This is a genomic window from Streptomyces sp. AC550_RSS872 (genome assembly GCF_019049285.1).
Classification (GTDB): Bacteria; Actinomycetota; Actinomycetes; order Streptomycetales; family Streptomycetaceae; genus Streptomyces.
The window spans coordinates 195,342-216,740 of the sequence record NZ_JAGMUL010000014.1; the positions used below are offsets into that span (position 1 = coordinate 195,342).

Annotated in this window: 16 protein-coding genes and 2 pseudogenes; 3 read left to right on the forward strand and 15 right to left on the reverse strand. The window is 71.6% G+C overall.

Translation table 11 applies throughout. The features are described from left to right. Window positions 1-48: 48 nt before the first annotated feature. From KUM44_RS05810 to KUM44_RS05845, 8 genes are all read right to left on the reverse strand, one after another. Complete coding sequence (locus KUM44_RS05810) at window positions 49-672, reverse strand: TetR/AcrR family transcriptional regulator (protein WP_217206650.1); 624 nt, start codon at window positions 670-672, stop codon at window positions 49-51. Further along, window positions 660-1,394, reverse strand: a complete 735-nt coding sequence (locus KUM44_RS05815) for an enoyl-CoA hydratase family protein (protein ID WP_217206651.1) — start codon at window positions 1,392-1,394, stop codon at window positions 660-662. The genes KUM44_RS05810 and KUM44_RS05815 overlap by 13 nt, the downstream gene beginning before the upstream one ends. Further along, window positions 1,391-2,968 carry a 4-coumarate--CoA ligase family protein gene (locus KUM44_RS05820; protein WP_217206652.1) on the reverse strand — a complete coding sequence of 526 codons (1,578 nt, stop codon included), beginning with the start codon at window positions 2,966-2,968 and terminating at the stop codon, window positions 1,391-1,393. The genes KUM44_RS05815 and KUM44_RS05820 overlap by 4 nt, the downstream gene beginning before the upstream one ends. 37 nt (window positions 2,969-3,005) lie before the next feature. Beyond that, window positions 3,006-4,145: an acyl-CoA dehydrogenase family protein gene (locus KUM44_RS05825; protein WP_217206653.1), complete on the reverse strand. Its 1,140-nt coding sequence runs from the start codon at window positions 4,143-4,145 to the stop codon at window positions 3,006-3,008. Between the two features lie 81 nt (window positions 4,146-4,226). Continuing rightward, the gene (locus tag KUM44_RS05830; RefSeq protein ID WP_217206654.1) at window positions 4,227-6,071 is read right to left on the reverse strand and encodes a biotin carboxylase N-terminal domain-containing protein; all 1,845 of its coding nucleotides are present in this window, start codon (window positions 6,069-6,071) and stop codon (window positions 4,227-4,229) included. Between the two features lie 10 nt (window positions 6,072-6,081). Further along, entirely contained in the window at window positions 6,082-7,680 is a 1,599-nt protein-coding gene (locus tag KUM44_RS05835) for an acyl-CoA carboxylase subunit beta (protein ID WP_217206655.1), read from the reverse strand. Further along, a complete protein-coding gene (locus KUM44_RS05840; RefSeq protein ID WP_217206656.1) occupies window positions 7,677-9,365 on the reverse strand; it encodes an acyclic terpene utilization AtuA family protein in 1,689 nt (562 codons plus the stop codon). Before KUM44_RS05840 ends, KUM44_RS05835 begins: the two co-directional genes overlap by 4 nt. After that, window positions 9,362-10,156, reverse strand: a complete 795-nt coding sequence (locus KUM44_RS05845; RefSeq protein WP_217206657.1) for a TIGR03084 family metal-binding protein — start codon at window positions 10,154-10,156, stop codon at window positions 9,362-9,364. Before KUM44_RS05845 ends, KUM44_RS05840 begins: the two co-directional genes overlap by 4 nt. 404 nt (window positions 10,157-10,560) lie before the next feature. Between KUM44_RS05845 and KUM44_RS05850 the strand changes: the two genes are divergently transcribed. After that, window positions 10,561-11,322 (forward strand): hypothetical protein, encoded by a 762-nt coding sequence (locus tag KUM44_RS05850; protein ID WP_308402497.1) that lies wholly within the window; start codon window positions 10,561-10,563, stop codon window positions 11,320-11,322. 208 nt (window positions 11,323-11,530) lie between these two features. Here the strand turns inward: KUM44_RS05850 and KUM44_RS05855 are convergent, their stop codons facing one another. The 4 genes and pseudogenes from KUM44_RS05855 to KUM44_RS05870 all read right to left on the reverse strand — a co-directional run bounded on the left by KUM44_RS05855 (window position 11,531) and on the right by KUM44_RS05870 (window position 17,096). Continuing rightward, complete coding sequence (locus tag KUM44_RS05855) at window positions 11,531-12,478, reverse strand: DMT family transporter (RefSeq protein ID WP_217206658.1); 948 nt, start codon at window positions 12,476-12,478, stop codon at window positions 11,531-11,533. Between the two features lie 196 nt (window positions 12,479-12,674). Continuing rightward, entirely contained in the window at window positions 12,675-13,805 is a 1,131-nt protein-coding gene (locus KUM44_RS05860; protein ID WP_217206767.1) for a peptidoglycan bridge formation glycyltransferase FemA/FemB family protein, read from the reverse strand. Window positions 13,806-13,989: 184 nt separating this feature from the next. Next, window positions 13,990-14,175, reverse strand: a pseudogene (locus KUM44_RS47110) (metallophosphoesterase); the annotation flags it as partial. Next, window positions 14,172-17,096 carry an FAD-binding and (Fe-S)-binding domain-containing protein gene (locus KUM44_RS05870; RefSeq protein WP_217206659.1) on the reverse strand — a complete coding sequence of 975 codons (2,925 nt, stop codon included), beginning with the start codon at window positions 17,094-17,096 and terminating at the stop codon, window positions 14,172-14,174. The gene KUM44_RS05870 and the pseudogene KUM44_RS47110, both read right to left, overlap by 4 nt. A 183-nt stretch (window positions 17,097-17,279) precedes the next feature. On the opposite strand from KUM44_RS05870, the gene serC reads away from it, so the two are divergent. After that, window positions 17,280-18,398 (forward strand): phosphoserine transaminase, encoded by a 1,119-nt coding sequence (serC, locus tag KUM44_RS05875; protein ID WP_217206660.1) that lies wholly within the window; start codon window positions 17,280-17,282, stop codon window positions 18,396-18,398. 106 nt (window positions 18,399-18,504) lie between these two features. Here the strand turns inward: serC and KUM44_RS45100 are convergent. Further along, a pseudogene (locus tag KUM44_RS45100) lies at window positions 18,505-18,845 on the reverse strand (transposase); the annotation flags it as partial. 17 nt (window positions 18,846-18,862) lie between these two features. Then, window positions 18,863-19,492, reverse strand: coding sequence for a flavin reductase family protein (locus tag KUM44_RS05880; RefSeq protein WP_217206661.1), 630 nt, complete (start codon window positions 19,490-19,492; stop codon window positions 18,863-18,865). A 66-nt stretch (window positions 19,493-19,558) separates the two neighbouring features. On the opposite strand from KUM44_RS05880, the gene KUM44_RS05885 reads away from it, so the two are divergent. Further along, window positions 19,559-20,269: an ArsR/SmtB family transcription factor gene (locus KUM44_RS05885; protein ID WP_374202015.1), complete on the forward strand. Its 711-nt coding sequence runs from the start codon at window positions 19,559-19,561 to the stop codon at window positions 20,267-20,269. Between the two features lie 110 nt (window positions 20,270-20,379). Here KUM44_RS05885 and KUM44_RS05890 read toward each other — a convergent pair whose 3' ends face one another. After that, window positions 20,380-21,348, reverse strand: coding sequence for an alpha/beta fold hydrolase (locus KUM44_RS05890; protein WP_217206663.1), 969 nt, complete (start codon window positions 21,346-21,348; stop codon window positions 20,380-20,382). Window positions 21,349-21,399 lie beyond the last annotated feature (51 nt).

Sequence of the window (21,399 nt, forward strand, 5' to 3'; positions counted from 1 at the left end):
AAGTGATCACCCATGCCCGAACCGTAGACCCCGCCACTGACAACGCCCTCAGCCCAACGCCTCGTCCAGCAGCGCCGCCCACTGCGCGACCACGCGGTCCCGGCGTGCCGTGTCGTCCGTGAGCAGGTTGGCCAGCCCGAGGCCGCGGGCCATGTCCAGCAGTCCCTGGACGGTTTCGCGGGCGCCCGGCCGGGACTCGTCGGCGCCGAGCAGGTCGACCGCGATGCGGTGGGTCTCACGGCCCACGCGGGCCTCCAGCTCCGTGACCCGTGGCCGCAGCTGCTCCTCGTTCGACGCGGCCACCCACAGATGCAGCGCCGCGCGGAACAGCGGGCCGGTGTAGAGGTCCACCAGCGCCGACACCACGACCCCGCGGTCCCCGGCCGCACCCTCGGGGAACAGGGCCCGCAGTGCCGTCGAGCGCTCCTCGGCGACGTACTCCACCGCCGCCGTGAAGAGGTCCTCGCGGGTCGGGAAGTGGTGCTGGGCCGCACCACGGGAGACGCCGGCGCGTTCGGCGACGACGGAGACCGTGGAGCCCGCCCAGCCGTGTTCGGCGAGGCAGGCCACGGCGGCCTCCAGGAGCCGCTGCCGGGTGGCGCGGCTGCGGTCCTGTTTGGGCACGCGGTCCGCTCGGTCCACGCGGTCGCCGACTGTGCTCACACCGCCCATTCCGGATCCCGTCTTTCTAGGAAGGCCGTCATCCCCTCGCGGGCCTGCGCGGAGGAGAACAGCCGGGCCGAGAGCGCGGTCAGGTCGGCCGCGTCCCGGTCGAAGGTCTCCAGCACCTTAGCCGTGAGCAGCGCCTTCGTCTCGGCCAGGGCCCGCGGGGAGGCCCTGCGCAGGCCGTCCAGGACGGGCGTCAGGGCCGCGTCGACGTCCTCGCCCGCCACCGTCAGCAGGCCGATGCGGGCCGCCTCCGGGGCGCCGAAGCGTTCCCCGGTCAGGTAGTAGCGGGCCAGGGCGCGGGGGTCCGTACGGGGCAGCAGGGGCAGCGAGATGACCGCGGGGGCGACGCCTATGTGCACCTCGGTGAAGGCGAAGCCGGCCCGCGCGGACGCGGCGGAGATGTCACAGGCCGCGAGCAGGCCGAGGCCGCCCGCACGGACATGGCCGGTGACCCGGGCGACGACCGGTTTGGGCAGTTCCACGATCTGCCGGAGCAGCGCCACCAGGCCGTCCGGGGGCGGAGGGTCGCGCAGGTCGGCGCCCGCGCAGAACGTGTTGCCGGTGTGGGTGAGGACGATCGCGCGTACGTCGGCGTCCTTGGCGCAGTCCGTCAGCGCGTCGGTCAGCTCACCCACGAGGGCGGCCGAGAGCGCGTTGCGGTTGCCCGGGGAGTCGAGGGTGAGGGTCTCGACGCCACGGGCGCGCGTGCGGCCGATCAGCGTCATGTGTTCTCCCTGAGTGCCCGCAGTTCGCGGCGCAGGATCTTGCCGGAGGCGGCCCGCGGGACGCCGTCGATGAAGGTGACCTGACGGACGCGCTTGTAGGGGGCGACGCGTTCGGCGACGTACATCATGACCTCTCCTTCGGAGAGGCCGGTGGCGGTGGGCTGGCGGACCACGTACGCGTGCGGGACCTCGTTGCCCTCGTCGTTGCAGACGCCGATGACCGCCGCGTCGGCGATGCCGGGGTGGGTGAGCAGGAGCGCCTCCAGTTCGGCGGGGGCCACCTGGAAGCCCTTGTACTTGATCAGTTCCTTGACGCGGTCCACGACGAACAGCCAGCCGTTCGCGTCGACATGCCCCACATCCCCCGTGTGCAGCCAGCCATCGGGGTCGATCATCGCGGCGGTGGCGTCGGGGCGTCCGAGATAGCCCTTCATGACCTGGGGGCCGCGGATGAGGATCTCCCCGGACTCTCCGATACCGAGGTCCTTGTCGGGGTCGTCGAGGGAGACGACACGCATCTCGGTGCCGGCGATGAGCCTGCCGACGGTTCCGGCGGGGGCGTCCCGCATGGCGGCCAGCGGGACGACGTGGGTGCCGGGGGACAGCTCCGTCATGCCGTACGCCTGTCCCACAGGCGGCAGGCCGAGGCGCTGCGAGCAGGCGGCCGCGAGTTTGGCGTCCAGCGGCGCCGCGGCGCTGACGATGTACTTCAGCGACGACAGGTCGTACTGCGCGACCAGCGGGTGCTTGGCGAGGGCGAGGACGATCGGCGGGGCCACGTACAGGCCGGTGATGCGGTGGTTCTGGATGGCCGCGAGGAAGGTCTCCAGGTCGAAGCGGGGCAGGACGACGACCGTCGCGCCCTGCCTCAGGGGCGCGTTCATCAGGGCCGTCAGGCCGTAGATGTGAAAGAAGGGCAGCACGGCGAGGATGCGGTCGCCGGGGGCCGCCGATATCGCGGGTTCGAGCTGGGCGAGGTTGGTGGCGATCTGGCGGTGGGTGAGCATCACGCCCTTGGGGATGCCGGTGGTGCCGGAGGAGTACGGCAGGGCGGCGACGTCCGCCACGGGGTCGATGTCGACCTGCGGTTCGAGGGCCGCGGAGGCCAGCATGTCGATGAGCGAGCGATGCCCGGGTGCGCTGTCGCACACGAAGATCTCCTCGACTCCGCCCGCGAGTTCGGCGGCCCGGCGCGCCGCCTCCAGCAGCGGCGAGACGGTGACGATCCAGCGGGCCGCCGAGTCCTTCAGCTGCTTGGCGAACTCCTCCGGCGTGGCGAGCGGGTGCACGGTGGTGACGGAGGCACCCGCGCGCGTGGCGGCGTAGAACGCCGTCGGGAAGGCGACCGTGTTCGGGCTGTGCAGGGCGAGCACGTCGCCCTTGCGGACGCCCGCCTCGGCGAGGGCGGCGGCGACGCGCCGGTGGAAGCGGTCGAGCTGCTCGTAGGTGAGGGTGGTGCCGTCCGTGCCGTCGACGAGCGCGGGTGTGTCCCCGAACTCGGCGGCCCGGCCCAGTACGGCCTCGTGGATGGGGAGTTCTACGGCCGGGACGTCTTCGTACTCGCTGCGGAACACGGTTCCTCCTCGCGACACGGTGCCGGGCGGATGCCGGTCAGTACGACTTGGGCAGGCCCAGGGTCTGGTGGGAGACGTAGTTGAGAATCATCTCCCGGCTCACCGGAGCAATACGAGACACGCGCGCGGCGGTTATCAGCGAGGCGAGCCCGAACTCGCGCGTGAGTCCGTTCCCGCCGAGGGTGTGCACCGCCTGGTCGACGGCCTTCACGCAGGCCTCCCCGGCCGCGTACTTGGCCATGTTGGCGGCCTCCCCCGCGCCGACGTCGTCTCCGGCGTCGTACAGGCAGGCCGCCTTCTGCATCATCAGACGGGCCAGTTCGAGGTCGATGTGCGCCTGGGCGAGGGGGTGCGCGATGGCCTGGTGGGCGCCGATGGGGGTCTTCCAGACGGTACGGTCGCGCGCGTACTCGACGGCACGGGCGAGCGCGTAGCGGCCCATGCCGATCGCGAAGGCGGCCGTCATGATGCGTTCGGGGTTGAGGCCGGCGAAGAGCTGGAGGAGGCCCGCGTCCTCGTCTCCGACGAGCGCGTCCGCGGGGAGCCGTACGTCGTCGAGGGTCAGCTCGAACTGTTTCTCCGCGGCGTTGAGTTCCATGTCGATCCGGCGGCGCGTGAAGCCTTCGGCGTCGCGCGGGACGATGAACAGGCAGGGTTTGAGGTTGCCGGTGCGGGCGTCCGCTGTGCGGCCGACTATGAGGGTGGCGTCGGCTATGTCGACGCCGGAGATGAAGACCTTGCGGCCGGTGAGGATCCAGTCTCCGGTGTCCGGGTCGCGGCGGGCCGTGGTCGTGATGCGGTGGCTGTTGGAGCCGGCGTCCGGTTCGGTGATGCCGAAGGCCATGGTGCGGGTGCCGTCGGCGAGGGCGGGGAGCCAGTCGCGTTTCTGGTCTTCTGTGCCGAAGCGGGCGATGACTGTGCCGCAGATCGCCGGGGAGACGACCATCATGAGCAGGGGGCAGCCTGCGGCGCCGAGTTCTTCGAGGACTATGGAGAGTTCGGCTATGCCGCCGCCTCCGCCGCCGTGTGCCTCCGGCAGGTTGACGCCGAGGTAGCCGAGCTTGGCGGCCTCGGACCAGAGGGCTTGGCGGTCGTAGGTGCGGCCGTGGCGGTTGCCGAGGGCGGCCACTGCGGACCGTAGGGCCTTGTGTTCCTCGGATTCGAGAGTGGTGGGCATGGGGCTCCTTCCCGGGTGCGGGTTGTGTGTGGTTGCTCGCGCTCACGCGGCGGAGCCGCATATTGGTACAGCCCCGCGCCCCTAGGGTTCTTGCACTACCGCCAGCAATGCACCGACCGTTACCTGCTGGCCAGGTACGGCATGCAAGGCGCTCAGCGTGCCTGTGGACGGCGCCACGACCTTGTGCTGCATCTTCATCGCCTCCAGCCACAGCAGGGGCTGTCCGGCCCGCACAGCCGCTCCTACGGCCAGTCCTCCGGCGACGCGGACGACCGTCCCCGGCATGGGGGCCAGGAGGGAGCCCGGCGCGTGCTGGGCCGTCGGGGCGGGGAAACGGGGTAGTGCGGTGAGGCGTGTGGTGTTCACGTGGATCTCGTCGCCGTACCTCGCGACCTCGAAGTTCCTTCGTACGCCGTCCACTTCGAGGACAACGAGACGTGCGTCGGCGTGTACGACCCATACCCCGTCGGCCGCCAGGCCGCCCGGGCGCGTGTGCCGGTAACGGGTCTCGACCTCCTCGCCCGCCACCGCGTACCGCTTGGTCTGCGGCTGTGACGGAACGTTGCGCCAGCCGCCGAAGCGGGAGCGGCCGTGGGCGTCGGCGAGGGCGGCGGCCAGGGGGGCGTACGGGTCGGGGGTCGGCTCGGTGAGGTCGGTGCGGTGGCGGTCGTAGAAGCCGGTGTCCATGCGGGCGGACGTGAACTCCTCGTGGCGCAGGGAGCGGACGAGGAGGTCCCGGTTGGTGAGGGGGCCGTGGATCGTCGCACGCTCCAGGGCGCCGGCGAGTCTGCGGATCGCGGCCGCGCGCGTGGGGGCGTGCGCTACGAGCTTGGCGAGCATCGGGTCGTAGTGGACGCCGATCTCGTCGCCGTCGGTGAAGCCGGTGTCCAGGCGGACGCCGTCGGGGACGGCGAAACGGTGCAGGGTGCCGGTCTGCGGGGCCCAGTCGCGGGCCGGGTCCTCGGCGTAGAGGCGGGCTTCGATCGCGTGGCCACGCGCGCGTGGCGGGTCGGCGGGCAGGGCCCGGCCTTCGGCGACGCTCAGCTGCTCCGCTACCAGGTCGAGGCCGAAGACCGCTTCCGTCACCGGGTGTTCCACCTGGAGGCGGGTGTTCATCTCCAGGAAGTGCGCCTTCTCGTCGGCCACCAGGAACTCGACGGTGCCGGCACCGACGTAGTCGACGGCGCGGGCGGCGCGCACGGCCAGCGCGTGCAGTTCGTCCGTGAGCTGCTCGGAGAGTCCGGGTGCCGGCGCCTCCTCGATCACTTTCTGGTGGCGGCGCTGGAGGGAGCAGTCCCGGGTGCCGAGCGCCCACACCGTGCCGTGGGTGTCGGCGAGGATCTGTACCTCGACGTGGCGGCCGTTCTCGACGTACGGCTCGACGAACACCTCGCCGTCACCGAAGGCGCTCGCGGCCTCGGTGCGCGCGCTTTCCAGGGCGGCGTTCAGCTCCTCCAGCCGGCGCACGACACGCATTCCGCGCCCGCCGCCACCCGCGGCCGCCTTGACCAGGACGGGGAGATCGGTGTCGGCGACCTCGCCCAGGGGCGCGAGGCCCATCAGCTCCTTCGCCCGCGTCTTGGACGCCATGGCCTCGATCGCCTCCGGAGGCGGGCCGATCCAGACGAGGCCCGCGTCGAGCACCGCGCGGGCGAAGTCGGCGTTCTCGGACAGGAAGCCGTAGCCGGGGTGCACGGCGTCCGCGCCGGACGCGAGCGCCGCCTTCACGATGAGGTCGCCGCGCAGATACGTGTCGGAGGGCGCCGCCCCCGGCAGTCGTACCGCCGCGTCGGCCACGCGCGCGTGGAGGGCCTTCGCGTCGGCGTCCGAGTACACGGCGACCGTCCGGATTCCCAACTCACCGCAGGTGCGGAAGACTCGGCACGCGATCTCGCCCCGGTTGGCCACGAGCACAGAAGTGATCACTGGTGATCCCTCACATCCGGAAGACGCCGAAGCCACCGCGCGCGCCCTCGTAAGGCGCCGTGTGGATGGCGGACAGACACATACCGAGGACCGTGCGGGTGTCGCGCGGATCTATGACGCCGTCGTCGTAGAGCCGCCCGGACAGGAACATGGGCAGCGACTCCGACTCGATCTGCTGCTCCACCATGGCGCGCAGGGCGGCGTCCCCGTCCTCGTCGTACGGCTGTCCCTTGGCGGCCGCCGACTGCCGGGCGACGATCGAGAGCACTCCGGCGAGCTGCTGGGGGCCCATGACGGCCGACTTGGCGCTGGGCCAGGCGAAGAGGAAGCGGGGGTCGTAGGCGCGCCCGCACATGCCGTAGTGGCCGGCGCCGTACGACGCTCCCATGAGGACGGAGAGATGGGGCACGCGGCTGTTGCCGACCGCGTTGATCATCATCGCGCCGTGCTTGATGATGCCGCCCTGCTCGTACCGGCTGCCGACCATGTACCCGGTGGTGTTGTGCAGGAACAGCAGGGGGATGTCGCGCTGGTTGGCGAGCTGGATGAACTGGGCCGCCTTCTGGGACTCCTCGCTGAACAGAACCCCTTGGGCGTTCGCCAGCACGCCGACCGGATAGCCGTGCAGGGCCGCCCAGCCCGTCACCAGGCTTGTTCCGTACATCGGCTTGAACTCGTCGAAGTCGGAGGCGTCGACGATGCGGGCGACGACCTCGCGCGGGTCGAAGGGGGTGCGCAGATCGCCGGGGACGATACCGAGGAGTTCGTCCTCGTCGTACTCGGGCGGGGCGGCCGGGCCCGGATCGGCGTACGCCTTGCGGTGGTTGAGGCGGGCGACCACGCGGCGTGCCTGGCGCAGGGCGTCCGGTTCGTCGACGGCGAAGTAGTCGGCGAGACCCGACACGCGCGCGTGCATCTCCGCGCCGCCCAGCGACTCGTCGTCGCTCTCCTCGCCGGTGGCCATCTTCACCAGGGGCGGACCGCCGAGGAACACCTTGGCACGCTCCTTGACCATGATCACGTGGTCGGACATGCCGGGGACGTACGCTCCGCCGGCCGTCGAGTTGCCGAACACGACCGCGACGGTGGGGATACCGGCCGCCGACAGCCGTGTCAGGTCCCGGAAGACGGCGCCTCCGGGGATGAAGATCTCCTTCTGGGAGGGCAGGTCGGCACCGCCCGACTCGACGAGGTTGATGACGGGCAGCCGGTTGGCGAGGGCGATGTCGTTGGCCCGCAGGGCCTTCTTCAGCGACCACGGGTTGCTCGCTCCCCCGCGCACGGTGGGGTCGTTGGCGGTGATCAGGCACTCCACCCCCTCGACGACCCCGATGCCGGTGACGAGGGAGGCGCCGACCGTGTGGTCGCTGCCCCAGGCGGCCAGCGGCGACAGCTCCAGGAAGGGCGTGTCGGGGTCGAGGAGCAGCTCGACGCGCTCACGGGCGAGGAGCTTGCCGCGCCGCCGGTGGCGTGCGACGTACTTCTCCCCGCCGCCCGCGACGGCCTTGGCGTGCTCGGCGTCGAGTTCGGCGAGCTTGGTGAGCATGGCCTCGCGGTTGGCCGCGTGTTCGGGGCTCTTCGGGTCCAGGGAGGAGGCGAGGACGGTCACAGGAGGACCTCCGGGATGTCGAGGTGGCGGCTGCGCAGCCATTCGCCGAGTGCCTTGGCCTGCGGGTCGAAGCGGTGCTGGGCGGCGACGCCCTCGCCGAGGATGCCCTCGACGACGAAGTTGAGGGCGCGGAGGTTGGGCAGGACGTGCCGGCTGACCTTGAGCTCCCGGCTCTCGGGGATCAGCTGCCGGAACCGGTCGACGGTGAGCTCGTGCGCCAGCCAGCGCCAGGCGTCGTCCGTCCGCACCCAGACACCGACGTTGGCGTTCCCGCCCTTGTCCCCGCTGCGGGCCCCCGCGACAAGACCGAGGGGAGCGCGTCGCGTGGGTCCGGCCGGCAGCGGCTCCGGCAGCGGCGGCTCCGGAACGTCGTGGAGTACGGCGGTGTCGTGGGCCGGTTTCACAGGGAGTCGTCGACCGTCATGGAGGACGGCCATATGGTCGACGGAACCATGGGGGACGTACACACCCTCGAAGACCCCATAGGGCGAGCCCTTTTCGGGTGGCGCGAGCACATGGAAGCCGGGATAGCTGGCGAGGGCCAGCTCCACCGCCGCCCCGCTCAGCACCCGTCCGACCTTCTCCTGGGCCGGGTCCCGTACGACCAGCCTGAGCAGCGCGCTCGCGGTCTCCTCCGATGGGGCGTCGGGCCGGTCCGTGCGCACCAGGTCCCAACGCACCTCGGCGGGCCGTGACTTGATGAAGGTGTCGCTCATCTGCCGCCGCACGAGAGCGGCCTTGGCCTCGATCTCCAGCCCGGTCAGGACGAAGACGACCTCGTTGCGGAAGCCACCGAGGCGGTTCACGCCGGCCTTCAGGGTCGGGGGCGGGGCCTCGCCCCGTACGCAGTCGATCCGCACCCGGTCGGGGCCGTCCTGGGTGAGTCGTACGGTGTCCAGCCGGGCGGTGACATCCGGTCCCGCGTACCGGGCACCCGCCGTCTCGTACAGCAGCTGGGCCGTCACCGTGCCGACGTCGACCAGACCGCCGGTGCCGGGATGCTTGGTGATGACGCAGGTGCCGTCCTCGTGGAGCTCGGCGAGCGGGAAGCCGGGGCGGGTGGTGCCGGCCTCGTCGAAGAACGCGTAGTTGCCGCCCGTCGCCTGGGCCCCGCACTCCAGCACATGCCCGGCGACGACGGCACCCGCGAGCCGGTTGTACTCCCCGGGCCCCCACCCGTAGTGCGCGGCCGCGGGCCCCGTCACCAGGGCCGCGTCGGTCACCCGCCCGGTCACCACCACGTCGGCGCCCTCGCGCAGACAGGCCGCGATGCCGAAGCCGCCGAGGTAGGCGTGGGCGGCGAGGCTGTCGGGATACCGGTCCTTGAGGTCGTCGCCCTCCACATGGGCGACGCGCACGGGGATGCCGAGCCGGTCCGCGAGCTTGCGCACGGCCTCGGCGAGTCCCGCCGGGTTGAGCCCGCCGGCGTTGGCGACGATCCTGACGCCCCGCTCGTGGGCGAGCCCGAGGCACTCCTCCAGCTGGTGCAGAAAGGTGCGGGCGTATCCGGCGTCCGGGTCCTTCAGCCGGTCCCGGCCGAGGATCAGCATGGTCAGCTCGGCGAGGTAGTCGCCGGTGAGGACGTCCAGTTCGCCGCCGGTGAGCATCTCGCGCATGGCGTCGAAGCGGTCGCCGTAGAAGCCGGAGGCGTTGCCTATGCGCAGCGGACGCGGAGCGGTCGTCACTGTGCGGCCCTCTTCGGCGTACGGCCCTCGCCGGGCGGTCCCGCGAAGACCTGGGCGATGTCGAACCAGCGGTCCGCGTCGGGGCCTTCGGCGCGCAGGGCGAGATCGGAGCGGTGGGCGCGCTGGGTGACCAGGAGACAGAAGTCCAGCGCCGGGCCGGTCACGCGCTGCGGGGCGTCCTCGGGGCCGTATGTCCACACTTCACCGGAGGGCGAGACGAGTTCGACCCGGAAGTCGTCGAGCGGCACGGGGAGTCCGTGCACACCGAAGGCGAAGTCCCTCGTCCGTACCCCGATCCACACCACATGCCTCAGCCGATCGGTGGGTGTGCGGACCACACCCAGAGCATCGGCCACGTCCAGACCATGCGCCCAGGTCTCCATAAGTCGGGCCGTGGCCATGGAGACGGCGGACATGGGCGGGCCGTACCAAGGGAAGCGGACCCCATGGGGCGCCTCGCGCAACGCCGTGTCGAGCGCGGCCCGCCCTTCACGCCACCGCGCCAGCAGCTCGGCGGAGGGAAGACCGGCCCCCTCCTCCGCCCCCTCATCGACGAACGACCCCGGCGTCACCAGCGCCTTCTCCACCAGCGTGTGGAAGGCGTCCACGTCGGTCACCGCCAGCAGCGCCGAATGGTCCGTCCAGGCGAGGTGTGCGATCTGGTGGGCGACGGTCCAGCCGGGCGCCGGAGTCGCGCGCCCCCACTGATCGGCGTCCAACTCGGCGACCAGCCGGTCGAGTTCCTCACTCTCCTCGCGCAGATCGTCGAACACGGGCGTCGGATCGGACACGGTGCGCTCCCCTCTGGCACGGCGTGGTGAGGAGCATGGCAGCGGCAAGGAAAACAAGCAAGCATGCTTGCATTAATTGAGGAGGGTGCCCTCAGGGAAGTTGTGGGTGTGGGTGGGGCGTGCGATCAATACACTCGGCCGCCGCGCCTGTCGCATCCGCGACGCGCCTCTCACCCATCGGGGGAAACACAGGGATGAGCAACTGGAACCCGGGCGGGCAGCCGCCCTACGACCCACACCGGCAGCAGCAGTTTCCGCCGCATCCGGGTCCGTACCCGCCCCAGCCCGCCCCGCCGTTCGGGGGCCAACCGCCCCCCGGCCCGCACCCCTACGTGCCACACCCCAACCCGCCACACCCGTACCCGGGCCCGCCGTACCCGCACCCGCCGCACCCGGGCCCGCCGGTGCCCGCGCCGCCCGGGCCCTTCATGCGGCTGTGGCGGCGGATCGGGCCCATCCACACCGCGCGCAGGGTGTTCAAGCCGTCCAGGCCGGGCATCGTCCAGGACCACGCGGTGGCCCGCATGCAGAAGATCCGTACCTTGGTGGGTCTGGCCTCGGTGGCGTGGATGTCGGTCACCTACAAGATCGCGGACTCCATCGGGGACGTCGTCGACGACCGCACCGACCAGTCCTGGATCAGCGTCCTGATGCTGTCCGTGACGTTCCCGGTCGCCGTCGGCATCCTGCTCGCCCTGGTGCCGGAGGCCGCCCGGCGCGAGCTGCTGCGCCGTTCAGCCAAGTGTTTCGGCGCGATCGTGGCGCTCATGGCAGCGGTGTTCGTGTTCCCGGTGATCGTGCTCACCGGCTTCGCCGAGGGCCGTTTCGCGACCGGTCCGGCGATGACCGTCGTCACGGTCGTCGTCCTCGCGGTCGTCTTCGTCTGGGTGCTGCCCTTCATCCTCTGGGGCGTGGGCCTGGCGCTCACCCATGTCTTCCGCACCGCCGACATCCACGAGACGCTGCCGCCGCTGCTGGCCATGACGATGGTGTGGGAGATGGCCCTGGTCGACCTGTTCACGGGCGCCTACGCGGGCGTCCCGGTACCGGTCCGGATCCTGCTCGTGCTCGGCGCCCCGGCCTCGGTGACCGCGGTGGGCCTGTGGGAGCTGCACCGGCTGCGCGTCAACCATGGGCTTTCCGTCCAGGGGCTGCTGATGCGTTAGAGCTCGGCTGATGCACTGGAGCCCGAACGTCGCCCGCCGGGCGCTAGGGGGTGTTTCGAGAGTCCCGCACAGCACCCACGGCGCCCGGCACGCACTCTCGCCACACCGGCCGAAACCCCAAGTACGTCCAGTACGAGGGCTTTCGTCCGGCGCGCCGAGAGCACGCACCGGACACCGCGGGCGCCGCACAGGACTTTCGAAACACCCCCTAGCCGTTGGCGACGGGCTTCGTCTTCCCGCGCCCCACCTGTGTCCGCACCGCCCCCATGCTCGCCGCGATGACCAGGGCGATGGCCAGGGCCTGGGGGGCGGAGAGGGCCTGGTCGAGGATGAGGAAGCCTGCCGTTGCGGCGATGGCCGGTTCGAGGCTCATCAGGATGGCGAAGGTGGCTGCGGGCAGGCGGCGCAGGGCGAGGAGTTCGAGGGTGTAGGGGAGGACCGAGGAGAGGACGGCGACGGCCGCGCCCAGTCCGACGGTCACCGGATCGAGCAGCTTCGTGCCCGATTCGGCGATGCCCAGGGGCAGGAACAGTACGGCCCCCACCGCCATGGCGAGCGCCAGCCCGTCGGCCTGCGGGAAGCGTCGACCCGTACGGGCGCTGAAGATTATGTAGGCCGCCCACATGGCGCCGGCGCCCAGGGCAAAAGCGACACCCAGGGGGTCCAGACTGTCGAAGCCTCCGCCGCCCAAGAGGAAGACCCCGGCGAGGGCGAGTCCGGCCCAGATGAAGTTGACCGCGCGGCGGGACGACAGGACGGAGAGGGCGAGCGGGCCCAGCACCTCCAGGGTGACCGCGGCACCCAGCGGGATGCGGGCGACCGACTGGTAGAAGAGGCCGTTCATCGCCGCCATGGTGACACCGAAGACGATCACCGTGCCCCAGTCGGTACGGGAGTGGCCGCGCAGCCGGGGACGGCAGACCAGCAGCAGGACGACGGCCGCCACCAGCAGCCGCAGCGCCACCACGCCGAGCGCACCGGCCCGCGGCATCAGGCTGACCGCGAGCGCGCCGCCGAACTGCACCGAGATCCCTCCGGCGAGCACGAGACCCACTGGACCGAGGGAACCCCAGCGGCGCGGGCCGCCGGCCGTCGGCTCGGAGACGGCCCGGGCGCGGGTCGGTGCGGGTGTGGCAGCGGCGTCGGGGATGCTCACGGGCGTTCCAGGGCTCGACTCGGGTGGACGGGGAGGGCGGGGCGGGCGGGTTTCCATGCGTTCGCCGTTCAGCACTGCGTTCATCGTGCTGTACTACCTGGTCCAGGGTAGTAGACCCCGTCAGGTGTGTGAACCCATTACACGACTGTCCCAGAGTTTGGACGGGCAGACCTCGAACAGCCCTTGCCCAGCCGGACTACCGACGCGCCATGTACAGATCCAGCGCCTTGTGCAGCAGCCGGTTCAGCGGGAAGTCCCACTCCCCCAGGTACTCCACCGCCTCACCCCCCGCCCCCACCTTGAACCGCAGCAGGCCCAGCAGATGGTTGGACTCCTCCAGCGTGTCGGTGATGCCGCGGAAGTCGTAGACGGCGGCGCCGAGTGCGTGGGCGTCGGTCATCATGCGCCACTGCATGGCGTTGTTGGGCTGGACCTCGCGCCTGCGGCTGGTGGAGGCGCCGTAGGAGTACCACACATGTGTGCCGACCATCAGCATCGTGGCGGCGGCGAGGGTCTCGCCGTCGTGGTGGGCGAGGTAGAGCCGCATGCGGTCGGGGTGTTCGGCGGTGAGCGCGGCCCACATGCGCTGGAAGTAGGGCAGCGGGCGCGGGATGAAACGGTCCCGCTCGGCGGTCTCGGCGTAGAGGTCGTAGAAGACGGGCAGATCCTCAGGCCCGCCCCGCACCACCTTCACGCCCGCCTTGTCGGCCTTCTTGATGTTGCGCCGCCACTGCTGGTTGAGGCCGCGCTGGAGGTCGCCCAACGACCGCCCGGCGAAGGGCACTTGGCAGACATACCGCGGCTGTCCCGCGGCGAAGCCCTCCTCGCCCCCCGGCTCGGCCTGCCGCCAGCCGGCGCCCCGCAACGCTTCGGCGATGTCGAGGGCACGCTGATCGCAGGACGTCGGCTCGGCGTCGCGCAGCCGCCGGGCGGCCGGATCGGCGATGGCGGCCTTCACCGCCTCCGCGCTCCAGCGGCGTACGACGACGGGCGGGCCCATCTTCACCGAGAAGGCTCCCCTGCCCTTGAGATACGCGAGCATCGGCGCGAGCCACCGCTCGGCGAGGTCGGGCGCGTACCAGTCGATCAGCGGCCCCTCCGGCAGATACGCCAGGTACCTCTTCAGCTTCGGCAGCGGCCGCTGGAGCACGAGCCCGGCCCCGACCAGCCGCCCGCCCTGCTCCTCGTCGAACCACCCCAGGCTCTCCGCCCGCCAGTCGGGCTTCACCTCGCCCCAGGAAGGCACCTGCATATGGCTGGCGGACGGACGGGCCGCGACGAACGCCAGGTGTTCGGCGCGGGTGATGGTCTGGACGCGGAGGGGCAGGGGCACGGTCAGGGCTCCTAGTGGCGCGCGGCTCAGGACGGCTGAGGCCAGTCCAGCACAGTCGACGCGGGTTCGCGGGCTGGGTGATGCCTCCGGCCCAGCGCACCGGGCAGGGCTCGGCCGAACGGCTGATCCGGTCCGCTCACGACCCCGTCTCCCGCCCGTCCCGGCGCCCGAACGCCCCCACGCGCCCATCCTGCTCGCGCAGCAGGTCGAGCACCTCGGCGGGCAGAGGACCGGCCGTGCTGTCCCCGGTGAGCACGACGCACTCGGCATCGGCCACCTCCGGCTCGGCGAGCACCGCCTCCAGGACGGGCAGCACCCCGTGGGTGTCGGAGAGAACGGCCACCCGCCACGGCTCGTGCGTCACTGCTCCCCCAGTTCTTCCCCCAGCCCTTCCCCCAGCCCTTCCCCCAGTGCTTCCGCCAGCACCTCCGCAAGATGCCGCCCCCGCACCCCCGCCAGCTGCTCCAACTGCGTCCGGCACGAGAACCCGTCGGCCAGCACCACGGCCCCCTCCACCGCCGCCCGCACCCCCGGCAGCAACTGCTCCTCCGCACAGGCCACCGACACCTCGAAGTGCCCCTTCTCGAACCCGAAGTTGCCCGCGAGGCCGCAGCAGCCCCCGCTCAGCTCCCCGTTCAGCCCCGCGGCCGCGCGCAGTCGGCGGTCCGCTGTGTCGCCGAGCACCGCATGCTGATGGCAGTGCGTCTGCCCGACCGCCGGCCGGTCCACGCGGGGCGGCGCCCAGTCGGGAGCGAGCCGCGCCAAGGCCTCCGCGAAGGTCAGGACACGGTCGGCCAGGCGGCGGGCCCGTGGATCGTCGTGCAGCAGCTCCGGCAGGTCCGAGCGGAGGGCCGCCGCGCAGCTCGGCTCCAGGACGACGACCGGGGCGGCCGTCGCCAGCACCGGCTCCATCAGGTCGAGCGTGCGGCGCAGCACCGCGCGGGCACGGTCGAGCTGCCCCGTGGAGACGTACGTCAGCCCGCAGCAGACCCGCCCCCGGCCCCGGAGCAGCGAAACCGGGTCCATGGCCACCGCCACTCCCCCATCGGCTCCCTCGTCCCCCGAGGGAGCCTTCATACGCACTGTGGGCGGCAGTGCCACCCGCAGCCCGGCCGCCTCAAGCACACGTACGGCCGCCTGCCCCACGGACGGCGAGAGGTGCTCGGTGAAGGTGTCCGGCCACAGAATGACCAGCTCACCGCCCGCACGCAGGCCCTCGACCGGCTTCGCGCGCCGTCGCTCCCACCACCGGCTGAACGTCCGCGTCGCCAGCCGCGGAATCTCCCGCTCCGGCGCGATCCCGCCGAGCCGTTTCGCCGCCCACGCCAAGGGCGGTACGGCGGCGAGGGCGTTGACCGGCGAGGCGGTACGCGTGCGTGCCACGAGCCGCAGCCACTCCGGCAGCCGCCCCATGCTGTGGTGCGCGGCCGGGCGGCGCCGCCCCTCGTAGTGGTGGTGCAGGAACTCCGCCTTGTACGTGGCCATGTCGACCTCGACCGGGCAGTCGGACCGGCACCCCTTGCAGGCAAGGCACAGATCCAGCGCGTCTCTCACCTCCGGCGAACGCCACCCGTCGGTCACCAGTTCCCCGGCGAGCATCTCGTGCAGCAGCCGGGCACGCCCGCGCGTGGAGTGCTCCTCCTCGCCGGTGGCCCGGAAGGACGGGCACATGACGCCGGAGCCGCTCGCCGAGGTCGTACGGCACTTGGCGACCCCGACGCAGCGCCGTACGGCCGCCGAGAAGTCGCCGCCGTCGGCCGGGTATCCGAAGGCGACGTCGACCGGCTCGCGGGGCAGGACGGAGAAGCGGAGGTGGGAGTCGAGCGGAGCCGGGCGCACCAGCATGCCCGGGTTGAGCAGATCGTCGGGGTCCCACACCCCCTTCGCCCGCTCGAAGAGTGCGACCAGCTCCTCCCCGTACATCTTCGGGAGCAGCTCGGCCCGCGCCTGCCCGTCCCCGTGTTCCCCGGACAGCGAGCCGCCGTGTGCCACGACGACCTCGGCGAGCTCCTCCGAGAAGCGCCGGAAGCGGCCGATGCCCGCCGATGTGAGCAGGTCGAAGTCGATGCGGACGTGGATGCAGCCGTCGCCGAAGTGCCCGTACGGCGTGCCGCGCAGCCCGTGGGCGGTCAGCAGCGCGCGGAAGTCCCGCAGATACCCCCCGAGGCGCTCCGGCGGCACGGCGCAGTCCTCCCAGCCGGGCCAGGCCTCGCTCCCGTCGGGCATCCGGGTGGCCGTGCCGCTCGCGTCCTCCCGGATGCGCCACAGCGCCCGCTGCCCGGCCGGGTCGGTGACGACCAGGGCGTCGACGACATCGGCGGCCCGCACGATCGCCTCCGCACGCGCGCGTGCCTCCTTCTCGGACTCCCCGCCCGTCTCGACGAACAGCCAGGCGCCGCCCGCCGGCAGCGCGGTCGGCGAGGGCACCAGGTCGGCCGCCATGCCCTCCACCGTGAGCGGCCCGTACGGCAGCAGCCCGGCGGCCGCCTCCGCCGCCGCGCTCTCCTCGGGGTACGCCAGCACGGCGAGCGCACGCGCGCGTGGCGCCTGAACCAGCCGTACGACCGCCTCGGTCAGGATCCCGAGGGTGCCCTCGCTCCCGCAGAAGGAACGGGCGACATCGGCGCCGTTCTCGGGCAGCAGGGCGTCGAGCGCGTATCCGGAGATACGGCGGGGCAGCTCGGGAAAGCCGGTCCGCAGCCGGGCGAGCTCCCCCTCCACCAGCTCCCGCAGCCCGTCCGGCGCACCGGCCCACTCCTGCCCGAGCCGCAGCCGCTCCCCCCGCGCGGTGATCACGTCCAGCTCCCGCACACTGTCCGCGGTCGTCCCCCACGCCACCGAGTGCGAGCCGCACGAGTTGTTGCCGATCATTCCGCCGAGCGTGCAGCGGCTGTGGGTGGAGGGGTCGGGGCCGAAGCGGAGACCATGCGGGGCGGCGGCGTCCTGGAGGCGGTCGAGGACGAGGCCGGGCTGGACGACGGCGGTACGGGTCTCGGGGTCCAGCGACACGACCTTGTTCATGTGCCGGGTGAAGTCCAGGACGACGCCCGTGCCGGTGGCCTGACCGGCGATGGATGTGCCTCCACCACGGGCCACGACGGGCACCATGTGGTCGCGGCACACCTCCAGTACGGCCGCCACGTCCTCGGCATCATGTGGTGCGACCACACCCAGTGGGACACGCCGGTAGTTGGAGGCGTCCATGGTGACCAGCGCCCGGGCGGCGACGTCGAACCGGACCTCACCCTGGACGGCGGTACGCAGCGCGGCTTCGAGATCCTTCATCCCTCCAGCAAACCAGCCGACGTAGGGCGAACTCAGCCCGTCCGGCGTTTGAGGACAAGGCCCCTTCAGGGCCGAAGCGGGGGTCTGGGGGCGGCGGCCCCCGGCTCCGACGCCAGCCGAAACGCCGTCTCACCCGACGGACGAGGTTTCACCCAGGTTTCCCGAAACAGCTACGCTCGCCCCGTGGCTGAGATCCAGATTCCCGCTGACATCAAGCCCGCCGACGGACGTTTCGGCGCGGGCCCCTCCAAGGTGCGGACGGAAGCGCTGGACGCGCTGGCCGCGACCGGCGCCTCCCTCCTCGGCACCTCCCACCGCCAGGCCCCGGTCAAGAACCTGGTCGGCCAGGTGCGTGAGGGCATCCGCGAGCTGTTCCAACTCCCCGAGGGCTACGAGGTCATCCTCGGCAACGGAGGCTCGACGGCCTTCTGGGACGTCGCGACGCACGGCCTGATCGAGAACAAGTCGCAGCACCTGAACTTCGGCGAGTTCAGCTCGAAGTTCGCGAAGGCCGCCAAGCTGGCCCCCTGGCTGGCCGAGCCCACCGTCATCGCCTCCGACCCCGGCACGCACCCGCAGCCGGAGGCCGAGGCGGGCGTCGACGTCTACGCCTTCACGCACAACGAGACCTCGACCGGTGTCGCCATGCCGATCAAGCGCGTGGCCGGCGCGGACGAGGGCTCCCTGGTCCTGGTAGACGCGACGTCGGGCGCCGGCGGCCTCCCGGTCGACGTCTCCGAGACCGACGTGTACTACTTCGCCCCGCAGAAGTCCTTCGCCTCCGACGGCGGCCTGTGGATCGGCGTCTTCTCCCCGGCCGCCATCGAGCGCGCCGAGCGCGTCCACGCGTCCGGCCGCCACGTCCCGGAGTTCTTCTCGCTCCCGACGGCGATCGACAACTCCCGCAAGAACCAGACGTACAACACCCCGGCCCTCGCCACCCTCTTCCTGCTGAACCAGCAGCTGGAGTGGATCAACGGCCAGGGCGGCCTCGACTGGGCAGTCCGCCGCACGGCCACCTCCGCCCGCACGCTGTACGGCTGGGCCGAGGACATCAAGTACGCCAGCCCGTTCGTCACGGACCCGGCCAAGCGCTCCCAGGTCATCGGCACGATCGACTTCTCGGACGAGATCGACGCCGCCGCCGTCGCCAAGACCCTCCGCGCCAACGGCATCGTCGACACCGAGCCCTACCGCAAGCTCGGCCGCAACCAGCTGCGCGTGGCGATGTTCCCGGCGATCGACCCGGCTGACATCGAGGCGCTGACGAAGTGCATCGACTACGTGATCGAGAAGCTCTGATCACACACGTACGCCGTTGAGGGGCGCCCGGCACTCGCCGGGCGCCCCTCGTCATACGTACGCTTGTCCGGTGCCGGTGCCGGTGCCGGTGCCGGTGCCGGTGCCGGGGGCCGGGCCGGTTGGGTTTCGGCGCACGGGCCGGGCAGGGCAAGTGCGCGCGGAGGTTCCGACACCCCCCGGCGGACGCGGGCCGGGGTAAGCCGGGTCGGCTCGGCGGGCTTCTTCCAGGGGCGACGAAGGTCCTCGGCGAGCGTCCTGGCGAGCCGGAGGTGGGTGTGGGCGGTGATGATCAGCCACGTCCACCGGTCCGCCGCCTCGGGGGCGCGGATCTCCGCCGCCAGGCAGGTGGTCGACCTGGAGCCGGATCAACGTGCCTTCGGTGAGGGGGAGTTCGCCGTCACGGTCGATCCACGCGGAGCGGGTGGCCGGTTGGGGGTGGATGCGGTTCCGACGCCGAGGGGCTGTCATGCAGCACGGGTCGTCGTGTTTACCGTTTCCGAGCGGAAGCCGTACCCGACCTCCGGTGCCAGACCGTGATAGTGGCGGAAGTTGTAGATGAGCGGGCTCCAGAGAGCGGGGTCGATGTGGTGCGTGCCCGGCACGACGATGCGCTCGTCGGCGTGGACGCGCAGCACATCGCACTCGACGCTGAGGAAAAGACCCGCTCCGCCCGGCGTCAGTGCACGGGCCCGCGCCTCCAACTGCATCGCGCACTCGGCGACCCGCGGCGGCTTCACGATGTGGGAATCGGCCGGGGTGAGCCCGGACGCGGCGAACTTGTCGGGCTCGTATCGGTACACCGCCCGCTTGCTCTCGGGCACCGGGTTGGCCCCGGTGAGCGGTGCCAAACGCTCCACCTGCTCCCACAGCTCTGGCGAGGCAACGTTGATCACCAGCTCGGAGCGCGCCGCGAGGTTGCTCGCGGTCTGGCTCTCACTGCCCAGGCCCAGGACGATGTGCTGTCCCAGTGCCCAGGCGGAGGAGATCGGGGCAAGGTTGAACGTGCCGTCATCGTTCTCGGTGGTCAGCAGGACCACGGGCGTGCCGAAGTAGAGGATGCTCGGCCGGACCACTCGGTGGGCGTCAGTCGTCATGCCTCAAGACGCTAGGGGCAGGACGTTTCGATGAGCGTCGAAGCATCGGCTGACGACAATGGTGCTGTGCTCAGCCCCGATATCTACGCCAAGGAACCGGACCTCGCCGCCCTGGGGGCGCTGCTGGCCGACCGCACCCGTGCCGCCTTCTGCCTCGCGCTGCTCGACGGCCGCGCATGGACAGCGACGGAACTGGCACAGCTCGCGGGGATTGCACGGTCCACAGCGACCAGCCACCTGAACCGGCTGGTGACCGGCGGCCTGCTGGCCGAGGAGCGCAAGGGCCGGCACCGCTATGTGCGCCTGGCGGACCCCGCCATCGCCGAGATGATCGAAGCCCTTGCCGCCCGGGCACCGCAGCAGCTCGTCCCGGTCCGCTCACTCGTTGCCGCCCGCCAGCACCGTGCCGTGGCCTTCGCCCGCATCTGCTACGACCATCTCGGCGGCTCCTTGTCCGTGGCGATCACCGACGCGATGACCGAACAGGGATTTCTGGACTGGGAGTCCGGCCCGGTCCTTACTCCCTCGGGTGCCGCATGGCTCACGGACACGGGCATCACCCAGGAAACGGCACCACACGTACGCACGTGCCTGGACTGGACGGAGCGGCGCTTGCATCTGGCGGGCGCGGTCGCCGCGGCCGTATTCCACCACGCGGTTCAGGAGTCCTGGCTCGTGCCGGCCGAAGGCTCCCGCGTCGTGCGGCTCACGGACCAGGGGCGCGACGCCTTCCGACGGCACCTGGGCCTGACTGACGAGGCACTCACGACTCACTGAGCTTGTTCTTCACGTCCGACGATTGCCTGTCCGGGCGATCATCTTCGGGGCCTCGTTCGAAGCCGGAGCATAAAGAACAAGCCAAGCGGTCACACTCGGCCCTACACCGGTCACCCCCGCAGCCCCGCCAGGAACTCGATCAGCGCGGCGTTCACTTCCTCGGGCCGCTCCTGCTGGGTCCAGTGGCCGCAGCCCGGCAGGAGGATCGGCTCGGCGCGCAGGTTGGGCATCAACTCCGGGAGCTTCGCGATGAGTTCCGGCGTACCCGGAAAGGCCGGCACCAGGTCACGGTCGCCGTACATGTACAGCGCGGGCGCGCTTACGACCGCGCCATGCCAGGCGGCGGTCAGCTCCCAGTTGCGGTCGAGGTTGCGGTACCAGTTCAGGGCGCCGGTGAACCCCTTGGCGTAGCTCTCCGTGAGCTCATCCAGGTCCTCCTCGGTGAGCCAGTCCGGCAGCACCTCGGGGTCGGTCATGCCGGCGAGCCAACCCTGCTCCGGGTCGGCCACCAGGGCCTGCTCCGGGCGTCCGGCGCCGGGGGCGTCACCGGAGGCGGAGTAGAACAGCTTGCGCAGGGCGGTGCGTGTGTCCAGGGCGAACTCGGCGTCGGCGACCCCGGGCCGCTCGAAGTAGTTCCAGTAGAACCGCCCGCCGAACTGCTCCTGCATGGCAGCGAGCGGCGGACGTTCCCCGCGGAACGGCGGCGGCACACTCAGCCCCGCCACGCCACGCACCACGTCGGGCCGCAGCAGCGCGGTGTGCCAGGCCACCGGTGCGCCCCAGTCGTGTCCGACGACGAACGCCTCCTCCTCACCCAGGGCGTGGATCAGCCCGATCACGTCCCCGACGAGGTGGAGGATGCTGTACGCGTCCACGCTCTCCGGGTGATCACTGAGGCCGTACCCCCGCTGATCGGGAGCGACCACCCGGAACCCGGCGGCGGCCAGCGGGCCGAACTGGTGGCGCCAGGAATGCCAGGACTCGGGAAAGCCGTGCAGCAGCACGACGAGCGGGCCCTCGCCCTCCTCCGCGATGTGCAGCCGGATGCCGTTCACGTCGATCATGCGGTGCTCAACCATGGGGGCGAGCTTACGCCTGTACGGTACAAGCAATTGCTGGCGCGTGCCGCC